Consider the following 18,748-nt stretch of genomic DNA (forward strand, 5'->3'; position numbering starts at 1 on the left):
ACTTCGGGAGGGACAATGCTCGCCGATTCGCCTGACGTTTGCGACGTACCGTTCGAATTGTCCCGCGCCCAAATGGAATTGTGGCTCGCGGACGATATCGGAGCGGTGGACGGAGCCGAACCGCGTCCGCGGGCGTTACCCGGGCAAGCGCATTACCTGGAACTGCGCGGCGAATTGAATGCGGACCTGTTCGACGAAGCATCGCACCGCGCCTTCGGAGAGTTCGGGGTCGGCCGGCTGCGCATCGGACTGGCCAACGGGCAGCCGTACCAGTGGATGGCGGCCGATATCGGCGGCGGACTGGAACGCGTCGATCTGACCGACCGGCCCGATCCGCATCGGGCGGCGCTGGATTGGATGGATCGGCGGCATCGGGTGCCCATCGAGCTGCTGGACGCCCCCTTGTGGGCGGCGGCGCTGCTGCGCCTCGGGCCGGAGCACCACATCTGGTACGCGCAGATGCACCACGTCGCCATCGACGGCTATGGCGGGCTGAGCCTCATCGCGCGCATCGGCCAGTGGTACGAGGCCCTGCTCACCGGCGGCGAACCGCCGGTCTTCGGCGGCTTGTCCCCGGCGGAGATCCAGGCCGCCGATGCCGACTACCGGGCCTCCGCCCGCTTTCTCGCCGACCGCGACTACTGGCGGGAACGCTTCGCCGACTGGACCGCTCCCATCCCCGCGCCCGGTGCGCATCGCCCGCGCCGGGTCGGCGCGCCGGCACCGGCCCTGCGCGCGGCCGGTGCGCTGGACTCCGGCGAATGGGAGGCGCTCGAACGCCTGGCCGCCGCCTGCGGCGCCAGTCCCGCGCAGGTCCTGGTGGCGGCCATCGGCGCCTTCCGGGCGGGGATGACCGGCGAATCCGAGCCCCTGGTGCAGCTGGCCGCCTCGGCGCGCACCACCGCGGCGCTGAAGCAGTCCGGCGGCATGCTCGCCAATGTGCTGCCCATCCGACTGCGCTGCGCGGGCGGGGTCACGCTGCGCGAGCTGATCACCGCCGCCGTGCGCGAGACCACCGGAGGACTGCGGCATCAGCGGTATCGGTTCGAGGAACTGCGCCGGGATCTGGGCGTGGGCGCCGATCAGGCGCTGGGCCCGAGCGTCAATCTCATGTTCTTCGACCGGACCAGCCGTTTCGGCGCGGCGGTCGGCGAATACCGCATCCTCGCTTCGGGTTCGGTGGCCGATCTGCATTTCAATCTGTATCGCGCGGGGTCCGAGGCCGGATTGTCGGTCGACATCCTGGCCAATCCGGAGCACTACGGCCAGCAGGCCCTCGAGGAACAGCTGCACCGCTTCCTGGTGTGCCTGCGCGGCGTGATTGCCGCCCAGCCGGACGAACCGGTCAGTCGAATCAGCTTGCTCACACGGCCGGAACGCGATCTGCTGCGGCGCGCACCCCGGCGCACGGGGACGGGCGCCGCGGTACTGCTGCCGGATGTGCTCGCCGCCGCGGCCGCCCGTGATCCCGGCGCCCAGGCGGTGGTGTGCGGTGATGCCGCGCTCAGCTACGGCCGGCTGGACTCGCTGTCGAATCGCCTGGCCCGCACCCTGTGCGGGCACGGCATCGGCCCCGAGGACGTGGTGGCCGTGCCCATGGGTCGCTCGGCCGAATGGGTGGTGGCGGTGTGGGGCGTGGCGAAATCCGGTGCGGCGTACCTGCCCATCGATCCGGACCATCCCGGCGAACGCCTCGCGGCGATACTCGCCGAATCCGGGGTGCGGTTCGGAATCACCACCGCCGCGGCCGCCTTGCCCGAGATCGTGCGGGACGGCCGGGAGTGGCTGGAACTGGATGCCTGCGAGCCGCTGCTCGATCACCTCGACGCCGCCGCCGTCACCGATGCCTGCCGGACCCGGCCGCTACGCGCGGAACACCCGGCCTATGTCGTCCACACCTCGGGCTCCACCGGAGTTCCCAAGGGGGTCATGGTGACCCATGCCGGGCTGGCCGATCTCATTACGGCGCAGGCCGAGCGCATGCCCACCGGGCCCGGGGACCGGATGCTCTGCGTGGCGGCGCCCGGTTTCGACGCCTCGCTGTGGGAACTGCTGACCGCGGCCACCGGCGGCGCGACCCTGGTGGTGGCCTCCGGCGACGCCTACGCGGGTCCCCGGCTGGCCGATCTCCTGCGCTGGGAGCAGGTGACGCACGCCTTCATCACCCCCGCCGTGCTGGCGGGCACCGATCCCGCCGGACTCGATCAGCTGCACCATCTTTCGACCGGCGGCGAGGCCTGCCCGCAGGCGGTGGCCGCGGCGTGGGCGCCGGGCCGCACCATGCTGAACATCTACGGGCCCACCGAGACCACCATCGCCACGCACCTGGGCCACCTGAACCCCGACCGTCCCGCCGCCCTCGGCGCGCCCGTGCCCGGCGTGCGCGCCCACGTGCTCGACCCGTGGCTGCGCCCGGTCCCGCCCGGCGTGCCCGGTGAACTGTATGTCGGCGGTCCCGCCCTGGCGCGCGGCTACCTCGGGCGGCCGGGCGCCACGGCGGCGCGCTTCATCGCCGACCCGTTCGGCGCCGCGGAACGGCTGTACCGCACCGGCGACCTGGTCACCCGCAGTGCCGAAGGGGAGCTGGAATTCCGGGGCCGCGCCGACCACCAGGTGGAGGTCCGCGGCCTGCGGATCGAACTGGGCGAGATCGAGACCGTGCTCGCCGACTACCCGGGCGTCGCCCAAGTGGTGGCCGTCATCCGCGGCGGCGCGTACGACACCACCCGCGAGCACCCGGCGACCCCGCCCCGCCTGGTCGCCTACGCCGCCCCCGAGCCCGGCTGCCTGCTCACCACCCGCGAACTGGAATACACCGCGGCCCAGCGCCTGCCGAGCCACATGGTCCCCACCGTGGTCCTGCTGGACCGGCTGCCGGTCACCCCCAACGGCAAGGTCGACCGCCGCGCCCTCCCCGCCCCCCTGGCCGCGACCCCCGCCTACCGCGCCCCGGTCACCAAGGCCGAAAAGGTGGTGGCCGCGGCCTTCGCCGAAGTACTCGCCCTCCCGCCCGCGGCCCATCGCGAGGCGGCGGTCGGTGCGGACGGCCGGACAGTCGCCTCGCGCGTCACCGAGGTGAGCGGCGGCTACGGCGGTGCGGACGCGGTGGATGTCGCCGCTGCCGCTGATACCGGAAGCACCGGAGCAGCTGAACGTGTCGTGGCGGCGAGCGGTGGTCTCGGCGGTGCGGATGCGGTGGGCGGGAGTGGGGTGGCCGTCGAATCCGCTGAGCCGGTGTGCGGGCGGAAGCGCTCGGTGGTGGGCGCGGTGCGGCCTCGGCGGGTGGGGTTGGATGACGATTTCTTCGCGCTGGGTGGGGATTCGCTGTCGGCGACGTTGGTGGTGGCGCGGGTGCAGGCGGCGCTGGGGGTGGAGGCGGGGGTGCGGGATCTGTTCGAGGACAGTACGGTCGCGGGGTTCGCGGGGCGGGTGAGTGCGCGGAATCTGCTGGTGGAGCGGGTGCGGCCGGAGGTGCGGGCGGACAAGGGGGAGGCGCCGGCCTCGTATGCGCAGCAGCGGCTCTGGGTGATCAATCAGCTGGATACCGGGTCGGGGCTGTACAACATGCTGCTGGGATTGCGGCTGACCGGTGCGGTGGATGTGGCGGCGCTGACGGCCGCGCTGACCGATGTGGTGACGCGGCACGAGGTATTGCGGACCTCGTTTCCGGAGTCCGACGGTGTTGTGCGCCAGCGGGTGTGGGCCGCGGACGCGGTGATCTCCGGGCTGGCCGCGGAACCGGCCGGGGCCGGTGAGCTGGCGCGGCTGCTGGAGGAATTCGGTTGCGCCGGTTTCGATCTGGCCGCGCGTCCGCCGCTGCGGGTGCGGTTGTTCGAGGTGCACGGGGCGAATACGGCCGATCACCATCTGCTGGCGGTGCTGGTGCATCACGCGATCGCCGACGGCTTCTCGCTCGGGCCGTTCGCCCGCGACCTCGCCGTGGCCTATCAGGCCCGGATGCGCAGCGCGGCGCCCGACTGGGCGCCCCTGCCGGTGCAGTACACCGATTACGCGCTGTGGCAGCGCGAGGTGCTCGGCGCGGATACGGACCCGGAATCGATGCTGTCGCAACAGCTCACGTATTGGTCGGACATGCTGTCCGGGTTGCCGGTGGAATCCGGGCTGCCGCCGCACCGGCCGCGCCCGGCGAGCACCGCGCGGCGGGGCGAACGGGTGCAGGCGAGCGTCGACGCCGATACCGTCTGGCGATTGCAGGAGGTGGCGCGGCGGCACGGGGCGACGCTGTTCATGGTGGTGCACGCGGCCCTGGCGGCGCTGCTCGCGGCGGTTTCCGGCGGCCGCGATATCGCGGTGGGCACACCGGTGGCCGGGCGCGGGGACGCCCGCCTCGAGGAGCTGATCGGGATGTTCGTCAACACCCTGGTGCTGCGGGTGGATGTGGACGCCTCGGAATCGTTCACCGAACTGCTGGCGCGGGTGCGCGATGCCGATCTCGGCGCCTTCGCCCACGACGAGGCGCCGTTCGAGCGCATTGTGGAGCTGATCGATCCGCCGCGGGAACGCTCCCGGCATCCCCTGTTCCAGGTCATGCTGTCGTTCCGGAACTCGGATCGGGCCGCCTTCGAATTGCCCGGCCTGCGCGTGCATCCCGTCGAGATCCCGCTGCCGCTGGCCAAATTCGACCTCGAATTCGCCTGCGCCGAAACGGCATCCGGGCTGTCGGTGGCGGTCCAGTACGCCACCGACCTGTTCGACCGGCCCGGGATCGAGGCGCTGGCATGGCGGCTGGTGCGGATGCTCGAGCAGATCGGGCGGGATCCGCGGGTGCGGGTCGGGGATATGGATCTGCTGGCCGCCGACGAACTCCGGCTGCTGCGGGAGTGGAACGACACCAGCCAGGCCGTCGCGCTCACGCTGCCGCAGTTGCTGACCCGCGCCGCCGCCTACGATCCGGAGGCGACGGCGGTGGTGTGCGAGAGCGGCACGCTGACCTACCGCGAACTGGGCGAGCGGGCCCATCGGCTGGCGCACCGGCTCATCGCGCGGGGCGCCGGCCCGGAAGACGTGATCGCGGTGGGCCTGCCGCGCTCGCCGGAATGGGTGATCGCGGTGTGCGCGGTGGCGCACACGGGTGCGGCGTACCTGCCGATCGATCCGAGCGGACCGGCCGAGCGGATCGCCGCCATGCTCTCGGATTCCCGGGTGGCCGTGGGCATTACGACCGATCGCTGGAGTACGACGGTGCCCGCGCTGCCCGGCGGCCATTGGACCCTTCTCGACCCGGCCGAACCCGTCGAGCCGGGTATCCGCCCGGTCACCGATGCCGACCGCGTCCGGCCGCTGCGGCTGCACCACCCGGCCTACGTCGTCTACACCTCGGGATCCACGGGAGCGCCCAAGGGGATCACCGTCACCCACGCCGGTCTGGCGAATGTCGTGGTGACACAGGCGCAGCGCTGCGATGCCGATCCGGCGGCCCGGGTGCTCGCCGTCGCCTCACCCGGTTTCGACGCCTCGCTGTGGGAAATGCTGCTGGCCTTGGCATCCGGGGCGGCACTGGTGATCGCGCCGCCGTCGGCGTACGCGGGCGACGAGCTGCTGGAACTGCTGGTGCGCGAGCGGATCACGCATGCCCTGCTGACTCCGCGCGTGCTGGCCACGCTGTCCATGCCGGAGCGGGTCCCGCGATTGCGGCTGCTGGGCGCGGCGGGGGAGTCCTGCCCGCCCGAGGTGGCCGGAACCTGGTCCGCCGGACGGTCTTTCATCAATGTGTACGGACCCGCCGAGGCGACCATCTGCGCCACCGTGACCCGTCCCGTGCGGATCTGCGCGGCCGACGGCGCCGTCTCCCTCGGCGGCCCGATCGTCGGCGCTCGCTGCTATGTGCTGGACCGCCGCCTGCGGCCGGTGCCGCCGGGCGTGATCGGCGAGGTCTACGTGGCCGGTCCCGGCCTGGCCCGCGGCTATCTGCGCCGTCCGGGCCTGTCCGGCTCCCGGTTCGTCGCCGACCCGTTCGGCGCACCGGGCGAGCGCATGTACCGCACCGGCGATCTCGGTTCCTGGCGCGGTGACGGGGAACTGGATTTCCACGGCCGCAATGATTTTCAGGTGAAGCTGCGCGGCGTCCGCATCGAGCTGGGCGAGATCGAGGCGGCGCTGGCCGCGCTGCCCGAGGTGGCGGACGCGGTGGTCGTGCTGCGGCCCGAGAGCGCGGCCGGGGACGAGATCGTGGCGTACGTGGTGCCCGCACCGGGACGATCGGTGGATCCCGCGGGCGTGCGCGCCGCCCTGGCCCGGCGACTGCCCGGTCCGTACGTCCCGGCCGCCGTGCTGGTGCTCGATCATTTCCCGCTCACCCTCACCGGCAAGGTGGACCGGGACGCACTGCCCCCGCCCGCCGCCCGCGCCCGCACCCGCACCGGCGACCGGATGCCGGGCAATGCCATGGAGCGGTTGGTGGCCCGCGCCTTCGCGCGGGTGCTCGAGCGCGGCGAGGTGGGTGCGACGGAGGACTTCTTCGACCTCGGCGGCAATTCGCTCAGCGCCACCCGCGTCATGACGCTGCTGCGCGCGGAGCTCGCCGCCGCCGTGGACCGCCCCGGCGACCTGGACGTGGATCAGGGTGCGGTCGTGCGACTCCGGGACCTGTTCGACGAGCCGACCGTGGCCGGACTGGCCTGGCTGCTGTCCGAACGCCTGGCGGCCGCCCCGGTCGCGCCGCGCCCGGCCGCGCCGGGGCCGGATATCCGCCCGCACCGTATTCCGCTCTCGCCCGCGCAGCACGGCATCTGGCTGCTGGACCGCACGGGATCCGGGCGCGCCTATCACATTCTGCTGGCGGTGCGGCTGGGCGGCGCCCTGGATGTGGCGGCCCTGGCGGCCGCCGTCGCCGATGTGGTGCAGCGGCACGAGGCGCTGCGCACCTATTTCCCGGAATCCGACGGTGTGCCGTATCAGGCGGTGGCGCACGCGGATACCGGCGTGCTGGAGATCCGCCGGGTGCCCGCGGATCGGTTGGAGCGCGCACTGGCGGAACTCGAATCCGAACCCTTCGATCTCACCGCCGCACCGCCGATCCGGGTGCGGCTGTACGCGGTCGAGGCGGCCGGGGGCGATCTGCGGCAGGCCGAATGGGCGCTGGCCCTGGTGGTGCACCACATCAATGCCGACGGCGCCTCGCTCGGCCCGCTGACCCGCGATCTGGCCACGGCCTATGCCGCCAGGACCGCCGGCCGCGAACCGGACTGGGCGGGACCGCCGCCGCGCTACACCGACCACACGCTGCGGCAAGTGGCCGCGCTGGGGGCGCCGGATGATCCGGGCTCCGAGCTGAATCGGCAGCTGGGCCAGTGGGTTCGGATGCTGGCGGGCGCGCCCGCGGAGCTGCCGCTGCCGGCCGATCGCCCGCGGCCCGCGGTGGCCCGGCATATCGGCGCGGGCGTGGAACTGGCCCTGTCGCCGGAGCGCACGGCCGGGCTGCACGTCCTGGCCCGGCAGCACCGCGCCTCGCTGTTCATGGTGGTGCACGCCGCGCTGGCCGTCCTGCTCGCGAAGCTGTCCCGCACCTCCGACGTGGTCATCGGAACGCCGACCGCGGGCCGCGACGCGCCCGGACTCGACGATGCGGTGGGCATGTTCGTCAATACCGTGCCGCTGCGGGTGCGCGTCGCTGCGGAGGAATCGTTCGCGGCCCTGCTGGACCGGGTCCGCGACACCGATGTGGACGCGCTCGCCGTCGCCGGTGTGCCGTTCGAGCGGATCGTCGACGCGCTCGAGCTGCCGCGCACTGCCGCCCGGCATCCGCTGTTCCAGGTGGGCCTGGCCTTCCGCAACTTCGGCCCGGCCGAGCTGCGGCTGCCCGGCATTCGCGTCGAACCGCTGCCCGTCCCCGTGCGCACCGTGCGCTTCGATCTGGAATTCGAGGTCGCCGAATCGGATTCGGGGCTCACGGTGGCATTGCGCTACGACACGGCGCTGTTCGATCCGGAGACCGCCGATACGCTGCTGCGGCGCCTGGACCGGGTGCTCGCACAGGTGATCGCGGATCGCGAGCGGCCCGTCCGCGCCGTGGATGTCCTGACCACCGGTGAACGCTTCGATGTGCTGGACGGCTGGAACCGGACCGGCGGCGGTCCCGCGCGCCCGCTGCCGGAGATCCTCTCGCGTGCCGCACTGCGCGATCCGGACGCCGAGGCGGTCGTCTTCCACGGGCAGGCCCTCACCTACCGAGAGCTGCACGACCGGTCGAACCGGTTGGCGCACTGGCTGATCCGGCGCGGCATCGGACCGGATCAGGTGGTCGCCGTCGCGCTGCGGCGCTCGGTGGAGTGGGTGATCGCCCTGTGGGCGGTGGCCAAGACCGGTGCGGCCTACCTGCCGCTGGATCCGGGCCATCCGCAGCAGCGGCTCGCGCACCTGCTCGCCGATGCGGGCGCTGGTTTCGGCCTCACCGTCGACCGCATGCTCGATCGGCTCCCCGAATTCCCCGATACCCGGTCGAACTGGTGCTCCCTGGACGATCCGGACCTGGAAGCCGAACTCGCGCTGGCCGATTCCGCGGAGGTGACCGATGCGCTACGGGTGCGGCCGCTGCGCATCGCCGACGCGGCCTATCTGCTCTACACCTCCGGTTCCACCGGTGTCCCCAAGGGCGTCGTCGTCACCCACGAGGGCCTGTCGAACGTCGTCGAGGCGCAGGCGAAACACTGTGCCGTGAACCGTGACTCACGGGTCCTGCAGGTGGCCTCCCCGAGCTTCGACGCCTCGCTGTGGGAAGTGCTGCTCGCGGCGGGCGCGGGCGCCGCGCTGGTGATCGCGGATCCGGATATCTACGGAGGCCAGGATCTGGTGGATCTGCTGCGGCGGCAACGGATCACCCATGCCTTCATCACCCCGGCCGTGCTGGCCGGAATGGATCCCGCCGAACTGGCCTCTCCGCCCACGGGTTCCGCCCTGCGCGTCGTGGTGACCGGCGGGGAAGCGGTCGCACCGGCCGTGGCGGCCCGCTGGTCGGCTGGGCGGACGCTGCTGATCGCCTACGGCCCCACCGAGATCACCATCATCTCGAATCTGAGCGCCCCGTACGCCGCGGGTCTCCCGGTGGACTTCGGCGGCCCCGCCGCCGGTGTGCGCTGCTATGTGCTCGACGAGCGTCTCGAGCCGGTGCCGGTCGGCGTTCCCGGCGATCTGTATGTGGCCGGGCCGGGCGTCGCCCGCGGCTATCACGCCCGGCCCGGACTGACCGCGGCGCACTTCCTGCCCGATCCGTTCGCCGCGCGGGCGGGTGCGGCGAACGCCCGCATGTATCGCACCGGCGATCTGGTCCGGTGGCGGCCCGGCGGTGCGCTGGAGTTCGTGCGCCGCACCGATTCCCAGGTGCAGCTGCGCGGTATCCGGGTCGAGCTCGGCGAGATCGAGGCCGCGGTCGCGGCCGTCGCGGGCGTGGCACAGGCCGTGGTCACGGTTCGCGAGGACAGTCCGGCCGCCCGCCGCCTGGTCGCCTATGTGACCGCCGAGCCCGGCGCCGATCCGGAGGTGGCCGATATTCGCGCCGCCGTGGCCGCGCGCCTGCCCGAGTACATGGTGCCGTCGGCGATCGTCCGCTGTGAACGGCTGCCGGTGAACGCCAATGGCAAGGTGGACCGGGCCGCGCTGCCCGCCGTCGCGGCCGAGCTCTTCCGGATGCCGCGCACGCCCGCCGAGCAGACGGTGGCGCGGGTGTTCGCGGAGGTGCTGGAGGTGGATCGGGTCGGTGCGGACGACGACTTCTTCCGGCTCGGCGGCAATTCGCTCAGCGCCACCCGGGTGGCGGCGCGGCTGGGCGCGGCGCTGGGCACGCGGGTCCGGGTGCGGGAAGTGTTCGACGCGCCCACGGTCGCCGAATTGGCCGCGCGCGTGGGCGATTCGCCCGCGCCGAGCCGGCCGTCGCTGGTGGCGCTGACCCGTCCCGAACGGATCCCGCTGTCGTTCGCGCAGCAGCGGCTGTGGCTGCTGCACCGGCTCGATCCGGAGTCCGCGGCCTATCACATTCCGCTCGTGCTGCGGCTGGACGGCCCGCTCGACCCGGCGGCCATGACGTCGGCGCTGCGCTGGGTCGTCGCCCGGCACGAGGCGCTGCGCACCTACTATCCCGAGACCGCCGGTGAGCCCGGCCAGCGAGTGCTGCCGGTCGAGCAGGTGTTCGGGGAATCGTTCGCGACGGTGCCGGTGGCCGCCGCGCAGGTGCCCGAGATTCTCGGGGAATTCTGTTCGGCCCCTTTCGATCTCCGGTCCGAAGCGCCGCTGCGGATCGGGTTGTTCGCCGTCGGCGACGCCCGTTATCCGGACCGGGAATGGCTGCTCGCCCTCACGGTGCACCACGCGAATGCGGACGGGTTCTCCCTGGGCGTGCTGGCGCGCGAGTTGAGCGAGGCGTACACCGCCGCGCGGTCCGGCGTCCTGCCCGACCGCCCGGCTCCCCGCGTGCAGTACGCGGACTACACGCTCTGGCAGCGTGCGGTGCTGGGCTCGCCCGACGACCCGGAATCCGAGCACAGCCGTCAGATCGATTATTGGACAACGACACTCGCCGGGCTGCCCGGCGAAATCGGCCTGCCCCTCGACCATCCGCGCCCGGCGGTCGCCTCCCATCGCGGCGCGGTGTTCTCCCGCGCGATCCCCGACCCCATCCTGCGGCGTCTGGGCGAGGTGGAGCGCGAATACGATGTCTCGCTGTTCATGACGCTGCACACCGGTCTGGCCCTGCTGCTGTCGGCTTGGTCGGGCAGTACCGACATCGCGATCGGCACCCCGGTCTCCGGTCGCGGTGAGGCCGCGCTCGACGAGCTGGTCGGCATGTTCGTCAACACCCTGGTGCTGCGCGTGAACACCGGTGCCGCCGAACCGATCTCCGCGCTGCTGCGGCGGGTGCGCGATATCGACCTGGACGCCTTCGCGCACGCCGAGCTGCCCTTCGAACAGGTGGTGCGGGCCCTCGATCCGCCGCGTTCGGGTGCGGTGCACCCGCTGTTCCAGGTCATGCTCTCGGTGGAGAATCTCGACCCGGTCCGCCTGGAGCTTCCCGGCCTGCGCGCCGAACCCATCACGGTGGCGGTCCCGACGGTCCGCTTCGACCTGGAATTCATTGTCAGCCACGGCGAGTCCGGTCTGGCGCTCGCCATCCGCTACGCCACCGACCTGTTCGACCACGACACCGTCGAGCAGCTGGCCGACCGCTATCTGCGCGTCCTGGACCAACTCGGCGCCGATCCGGAGGTTCCGGCCGCGCGGATCGCGATCCTGGCCGAACCGGAATACCGGCAGCTCGTGCACGACTGGAACGACACCGGATCCGCCCCGGACCTGCTGCTGCCCGACCTGCTGGCGGCCGCGGTGCGCCGCGCGCCCGACGCCGACGCCGTGCGCTGCGCAGACCTCACCCTCACCTACCGCGAACTCGACGAGCGGGCCGAACGCGTGGCGCAAGCCCTGAGGGCACGCGGTATCGGCCCGGAAGCGGTGGTGACGCTCGGCATGTCACGGTCACTGCCATGGGTGGTGGCGTGCTGGGCGGTCGCCAAATCCGGTGCCGCATTCATGCCCGTCGACCCGGGATTCCCCGCCACACGGATCGCCGACATGGTCACCGCCGCAGCAAGCCGAATCGCATTGACCACTCCCCAGACCTATCCGGCGTTCGCCGCGTCACCGGCGGCGGAAGTCCTGGTTCTCGACTCCGACGGCGCGGTCCTCGCCCCCGACAGTGCGGTACTCGGCCCCGACAGTGCGGTACTCGGCCCCGACAGTGCGGTACTCGGCCCTGACAGTGCGGTGCTTGGCGACGACGGCGCGCTCACGGAGGTCGTAGGCGCGACCTCCCCTCGTTCTCCTGGCGCGACCTCCTCCCGTCATCCTGGCGCGACCTCCTCTCGTCATCCCGGCGCGTTCTTGGCCGGGACCCACATCCCCAGCGCACCGACAAGTCCGGTGGATTCCGGCCAAAAGCACGCCGGAATGACGGAAGCCGGGCGCCGGATTGATCAGGCCGCCTATGTGATTCACACGTCTGGCTCCACCGGCGCACCGAAGGGCGTCGTCGTGACGCATGCCGGATTGGCGAATATGGCTGCCGCCCAGGCGCGTTGCCTGGGTGCGGAGCAGGGCTCGCGCATTCTCTCGGCGGCCGCCCCGAGTTTCGACGCCTCGGTGTGGGAACTCGTGCTGGCCGCCGGCGCCGCCGCCACCCTGGTGGTCGCGCCCGCGGACGTGTACGCGGGTCCCGCGCTCGCACGGTTGCTGCGTACCGAGCGGGTGACACACGCCTTCCTGACGCCCGCTGTACTGGCGGCCACCGAACCCGATGGGCTGCCGGATCTCTCGGTGCTGGTCACCGGCGGGGAAGCCTGCTCACCGGCGGTGGCCGCCGCGTGGGGACGGGAGCGGCGGCTGCTGAATGCCTACGGCCCCACCGAGACCACGATCATCGCCGGCATGAGCGGTGCGCTCGATGGCGGCAGGCCGATCACCCTCGGCGGCCCCGCGCTCGGCGTCCGGTACTACGTCTTGGATTCCGGTCTGCGTCCGGTGCCGCCCGGCGCGACCGGTGAGCTGTACATCGGCGGCGCGGGACTGGCGCGCGGCTATCTCGCCGACCCCGGGCGGACCGGCGTGCGGTTCGTCGCCGATCCCTTCGGATCGCCGGGCGAAAGGCTCTACCGCACCGGCGATCTCGTCGCCTGGACCGCACGCGGCGAACTGGAGTACCGCGGTCGCGCCGATCTCCAGGTGAAGCTGCGCGGCATGCGCGTGGAACTCGGCGAGATCGAGGCGGCGGTGGCGGCCGCGCCGGGTGTGGCGCACGCGGTCGCGGTGCGCGCCGGGGACGGGCCGGACGCGGTACTGGCTTCCTATGTGGTGCCGCACCCGGACCATGCGCTCGACCCGGCCGCGGTGACCGCGTGTGCGGCGCAACGGCTTCCGCGCTATCTGGTGCCCGCCGTCATCGTGCTCGACCGGCTGCCGCTCCTGGCGAACGGCAAGGTCGATCGGTCCGCGCTGCCGCCGCCACGTCCGCAGCGGCGGTACCGCCCGCCTGCGACACCGGCCGAGCACGCGGTGGCAGCGGCCTTCGCACAGGTGCTCGACCTCGAATGCGCCGGGCTGGACGACGATTTCTTCGCGCTCGGCGGCAATTCGCTCAGTGCCGCCCGCGTCATGGCCCGGCTCGACGGCGGTATCGCGCTGCGGGACCTGTTCGAGGCCCCGACCGTCGCGGGACTGGCGGCCCGGCTGGGCACCCGGGACGCCGACGAGTCCTTCGCCGTGCTGCTGCCGCTGCGGCGCGCCGCCGCCGAGGCGCTGTTCTGTATTCACCCCGGCGGCGGGCTGGCCTGGCCCTATGCGGGCCTGCTCACCCAGCTCGATCCGGAGATCTCGCTCTATGGCCTCCAGGATCCGTGGGTGGTGTGCGCCGAGCCCGCACCGGATTCGATCGCCGCCTACGCGGAACGGTATGTGCGCGAGATCCGCCGGGCGCAACCGGCGGGACCGTACCGCCTGCTCGGCTGGTCCCTGGGCGGCCGCATCGCCTACGAGGTCGCGGTCCGGCTCCAGGAGCAGGGCGCGCAGGTGCGCCTGCTCGCCCTCATGGATTCCACGCCCGAGGACGGCGCGTTCGAATCCGCCGGGGAGCCCGCCGATTCCGCGGCCGCCTGGGACGAGCTGCGCGGCATGGTCAGCGCCGACAGCTTCCCGCCGGAACTGGTCGACCGCGCCATGGCCGCCCTGACCCGCCGGGTGCCGGGCGCGCCGAGCGGCAAGTATCACGGCGACCTGCTGCACTTCACCGCCGCCCGGGAGGCCGATCCGGCGCGCTGTCCGGCGGCGGGCTGGGCCGATCACGTCACCGGCACCGTCGTCGATGTGCCCGTCGACGCCACGCACATCGGTATGGCGCAACCGATTCCGCTCGCACGCATTGCCGCGACGTTGACCGAATGGTGGCGGCGGGGGTGAGCACCGATCACCTACCGGAGGCTATTCACGTGGTGGGCGCGCGCGTCCACAATCTGAAGGACCTCGATGTGGACGTCCCGCTGTGGCGGTGGGTGGCGATCACCGGGCTGTCCGGGTCCGGTAAGACGTCGCTGGCGATGAACGTGCTCTACGCCGAGGGCTATCAGCGGTTCCTGGAGGGCCTGTCCACCTACACGCGGCGGCGCATCGCTCAGGCCGAACGGCCGGATGTGGATCGCATCGACTTCCTGCCCGCCACCCTGGCGCTGCGGCAGCGGCCGCCGATTCCGACCCGGCGCAGCACGGTCGGCACCATGACCGAGGTGTACAACGTGCTGCGGCTGATGTACTCCCGCCTCGGATCGCATTTGTGCCCCACGGGATATCGGCTGCCGCCCATGCTGGAGGTCGCCATGCGGGGATATGTGGATCTCCCCGAATGCGGCGGCAGATTCGAGCTGCCCGGCGCGGAATCCTTCGCCTTCGACAGTTTCGGGGCGTGCCCGCGCTGCGGCGGGCTGGGCACGGTGGAGGAGATCGACGACGACGCCCTGGTGCCGAATCCCGAACTCACCATTGCGGCGGGCGCGGTGGCGCCGTGGAAGCTGCCGCTGCGCGACTTCCAGCCGCAGATCGCCGCCCAGCTCGGCGTGCGCATCGATGTGCCCTATCGGGAGCTGACCCAGCGGGAGAAGGACATCGTCCTGGACGGTCCGGCCGTGAAGCGGCACGTGGTGGTGACCACCAAATCCGGCCGCGCCGCCGAACTCAACGGCACCTATGAGAATGCCCGTGCGGCCGTGCGGCATTCGCTCACCAACACCACCAGCGAGACCACCCGGGAGCGGTTGAGCAAGTTCTTCACCCTGCACACCTGCCCCGCCTGCCACGGCACCCGGCTGCGTCCGGAAGCGCTCACCACCCTGGTGGACGACCGTGACATCGCCGCCACCAGCGCTCTCACCCTCGCCCAATTGCGGCCCTGGGCAGGCGGATTGCCGGAGCGCCTGCCCGAGGATCTGCAGCCGCTGGCGAAAAGGCTGACGGCGGAGTTCATCCGGACCATCGAGCCGCTGCTCACCCTCGGTCTCGGCTACCTGACCCTGGATCGCGCGGGTGAGACGCTCTCGACCGGCGAGCGGCAGCGAATCCAGCTGACCGCGACCCTGCAGGCCCGGTCCACCGGCATGCTGTACGTCCTGGACGAGCCCTCGATCGGATTGCATCCGGCCAATGTCGAGGGCCTGCGCAGCGTGATCCGCGCCTTGGTCGACAACGGCAATTCGGTGGTCATGGTCGACCACGACGTGGACCTGCTGCGCTGGGCGGATCAGCTCATCGAAATGGGTCCGGGCGCGGGCCGCGCCGGCGGGACCATTGTCGCTCAGGGCAGTGTCGAGGAGGTGGCGGCCGACCCGAATTCGGTGACCGGTCCCTATCTTTCGGGCGCCGCCGAGACCCGGATGCGCGAGCGGCGGCCGGTGCGGGCGGAGGCCGAACACCTCGAGATCACCGTCGGCGACTACTACACGCTGCACGATGTCACCGCCCGCATCCCGGTGCGGCGGCTGACGCTGGTCACCGGCGTCTCCGGGTCCGGAAAAACGAGCCTCGTGCTGGACAGCCTGGTGCCCGCACTCACCGCCGAGCTCGCCCATCGGCGTCTGCCCCGCCACGTGCGCGCGCTGCGGACCGGCGGCATCGGGCGCGTGGTGACCGTCGACTCCACGCCCATCGGCAATAACAGCCGGTCCACCCCCGCCACCTACTCCGGCGCGTTCGACGGTATCCGCGCCCTCTTCGCCGCCACCCCGCTGGCAAAGGAAAGGCATTGGGGCGCCGGGCGCTTCTCCTACAACGTCAAGGGCGGGCAATGCCCCGAGTGCGCGGGCCTCGGCGAGGTCGCCCTGGACGTGCAGTACCTGCCCGATATGACGGTCACCTGCCCGGCCTGCCACGGCGCCCGCTACAACCCCGAGACCCTGGAGGTCCGCGTCGACGGCCTCACCATCGCCGACGTCCTGCACCTGACCGTCGCCGATGCCGCGGAGCGCTTCGCCGGCGCCCCGCGCATCGGCCCGCCGCTGCACGCACTGCGGGAGGTCGGCCTCGGCTACCTGTGCCTGGGCGAACCCACTCCGGCGCTGTCCGGCGGCGAGGCGCAGCGCATGCGGCTGGCGAACGGCCTGCGCACCAGCCAGGCGCATACCCTCTACGTCTTCGACGAGCCCACCACCGGACTGCACCCGGAGGATGTGCGGACCCTGCTCGGAGTCCTCGATCGGCTGCTGCGGGCGGGCGCGACCATCATTGCCATCGACCACGATCTCGACATGATCGCCAATGCCGACCATGTCATCGATATGGGACCGGGCGGCGGGCCCGACGGCGGCCGCATCGTCGCCGCCGGAACACCGCGCGAGATCGCCGCGGCCGAGGACAGTCTCACCGGCCGCTATCTGTTCACAGGCCCGGAACGCTGACGTAGACGACGGCGGCGCTGCCCTGCATGAGATAGACGTCCGCGGGCGGTTCCCGGTGCGCCGTGACGCCGGAATCGGGCAGCCAGGAGTAGTCGAGCAGGGTCAGGGGCAGCGGTCCGGCGGGGGCGACCAGTTCGACCTCGACGCCTTCGGCGGTGGGCGCGAAGAAGCGGAACCCGCGCGCCGGCGCCGGAGTGATCTCGCGGCCCGCCACGCGCAGGGCCTGTACGCCGTCCTGCGCCCACCGCAGATCCAGGCGCGTCGCACCGCGCGGGGAGCGCAGCAGCAGGCGCACCGTGCGCTGTCCGGATTCGGTGCGGTCGGACAGGATCTGCGCGGTCGGCGGCGACAGTGCCTGCGCCGGTGCGGGTCCGCTGGATTTGGCCTTCGGGAATATCTCGGCGGCCGTGCCTTCCGGCGCGTTCGCGCTGACGAACTGCTCGGTCCAGGGGTTGGGCTCGGGTGCGGAGATCCATTGCGCCGCATGACGGTCGGCGTCCAATGCGTAGTAGAGCTGGGCCATCCGCGGATGCTGGGCATCGACCCGGTTCACCGCCAGTCCGGCCGCCGTCAGCGCCGCGGTGAGCAGCAGTGCGAGGGCCGGAATCGTCCAGCCGTGCCGCTGGGGCCAGGTGTGGGTCAGCGGGAACAGCAGCAGTCCGCCGTAGAGCAGCACCATCGGCGCCATCAGCAGGTAGCCGGTGTTCAATCCGACCTGCAGTCCCGACCAGCTGCTGCCGAGGAAAATCGCTGCGGGGAGCAGGAATACGGTGAGCACGGGCAGGCGCCAGGCATCCGGGATCAGGAAGGTGAGCGTCACGCCGATCGCCGCCGCGAGCACGGGCACGACCAGAATGTGCGCGGCCGCGGGCAGCAGCGCCGCGAGCAGCGCACCCAGCACCGTCGTGCACACCAGCAGCCCCACCGGCGTCGCGGTCGGCCCGAATATGCGGCGCGCCAAGGCATACCAGGCGAGCAGGGCGAATATTGCCGCCATGATCATGGCGGCCTGGAAGAACCCGGGCCGATACGGATCGATGGGGACCGCGTATTCCGGCCGGATCAGCTCCACCGCCCGCCACATTCCGTAGGCGGCGCCCACGGCGGCCGGTATGGCGAGGAAGGCCACCACCGCCGAGCCGAGGACGCGCTTGATACCGGCCTCGCCGTGGCGGCGCACCTGCCACACCACCCAGCCCACCAATACGACCATGACGACCGCGAGGGCGATCAGCACCCACGGCGGCACGGTGATGAGCACACCGAACGGCAGGGCGAAGTACGCCAGATCCGTGTCACCGGAGGTGTCGGCGAGATCCCGCTGCCCGAATTCGCGGGCCTGGGCGAGGGTGTTGTCGCCCATCTGCTGCACGGTCGCCGGATTCACGTGGTCCGGATCATCCAGGCGATTGTGGTAGTAGGCGCTGTGCCCGGCGTACGCCCAGTCCAGCACCCGCAGTCCCGCGGGCTCGAAGGCCGCGAAATCGGTATTGCTGCCGGTCTGTTCGCCCGTGGCCAGCTGGGTGTTCAGCGAATCGGTATTCGGATGCGGCGCCGCCTTCCGCACCACGTCGATGAGGCCCGAATCGGGATGGGTGATGCGCCAGAGCATGACCGGACCACCGGCCCCGCGCGCCTCCAGATTGATGAGTACACCATTGCGATCGAAGTCGCCGGAGGCCACGAAGGCCTCCGCGCCGAGCAGCCCCATCTCCTCACCGTCGGTGAGCAGGGCGACCACATTGTTGCGCAGGCCGGTCTCCCCGGCTCGCAGCGCGCGCACGGTTTCCAGGATGGCGGCGACCCCGACGCCGTCGTCGTTGGCGCCCGGACCGGATGGCACCGAGTCGTAGTGCGCGACCAGGTACACCGTTCCGGTCGGGTTCGTCCCCGGTATCCGGGCGACAATATTGTCGACCCGCCCGACGCCGACGGAATCGGTGCCGAAAGTGCCCGGCCACTTTCCGATCCCGGACCTGATCTCCGTCTCCAGCCCCAGCTCACGCAGCTTCGCGGCCAGATAGTCGCGGACCAGATCGTGCTCGGCGGTCCCCACCGGATGCGGCCGTTGCGCGATCTCCTCGACAATCCGCGCGGCCCGCGCCGCGCTGAACTCGGTCCCGGACACCGACTCCGGCTCGTACCCGTGTGGTTGCTGCTCCCAGGCCGTGGCCACCGCCACCAGCAGCAGTACTGCGAATGCCAGAAATCCCGAAAGCCCTCGACCCACCCGCATTCCTAGATCGTAGGCAGGCCGGGGTGGTCGCGGACCCTGATCTTTCCCCCAATTCCGGTGCCCGGAGAATACGCCG

At 71.9% G+C, this 18,748-nt stretch carries 3 protein-coding genes; 2 read left to right on the forward strand and 1 reads right to left on the reverse strand.

What is annotated here, in order from left to right; genetic code table 11:
- Window positions 1-57: 57 nt before the first annotated feature.
- Complete coding sequence (locus ACYQ5L_RS04260; RefSeq protein WP_459955632.1) at window positions 58-13,953, forward strand: non-ribosomal peptide synthetase; 13,896 nt, start codon at window positions 58-60, stop codon at window positions 13,951-13,953.
- Window positions 13,950-16,436 (forward strand): excinuclease ABC subunit UvrA, encoded by a 2,487-nt coding sequence (locus ACYQ5L_RS04265; protein ID WP_459955633.1) that lies wholly within the window; start codon window positions 13,950-13,952, stop codon window positions 16,434-16,436. Before ACYQ5L_RS04260 ends, ACYQ5L_RS04265 begins: the two co-directional genes overlap by 4 nt.
- Here ACYQ5L_RS04265 and ACYQ5L_RS04270 read toward each other — a convergent pair.
- Complete coding sequence (locus ACYQ5L_RS04270) at window positions 16,417-18,672, reverse strand: M28 family peptidase (protein ID WP_459955634.1); 2,256 nt, start codon at window positions 18,670-18,672, stop codon at window positions 16,417-16,419. The two genes, ACYQ5L_RS04265 and ACYQ5L_RS04270, sit on opposite strands and share 20 nt — an antisense overlap.
- Window positions 18,673-18,748 lie beyond the last annotated feature (76 nt).

This window comes from Nocardia sp. IFM 10818 (assembly GCF_054655275.1).

Excerpts from the sequence above, each read along its gene's own strand:
- ACYQ5L_RS04270 (WP_459955634.1), bottom strand. The coding sequence starts at position 18,672 with ATGCGGGTGGGTCGAGGGCTTTCGGGATTTCTGGCATTCGCAGTACTG.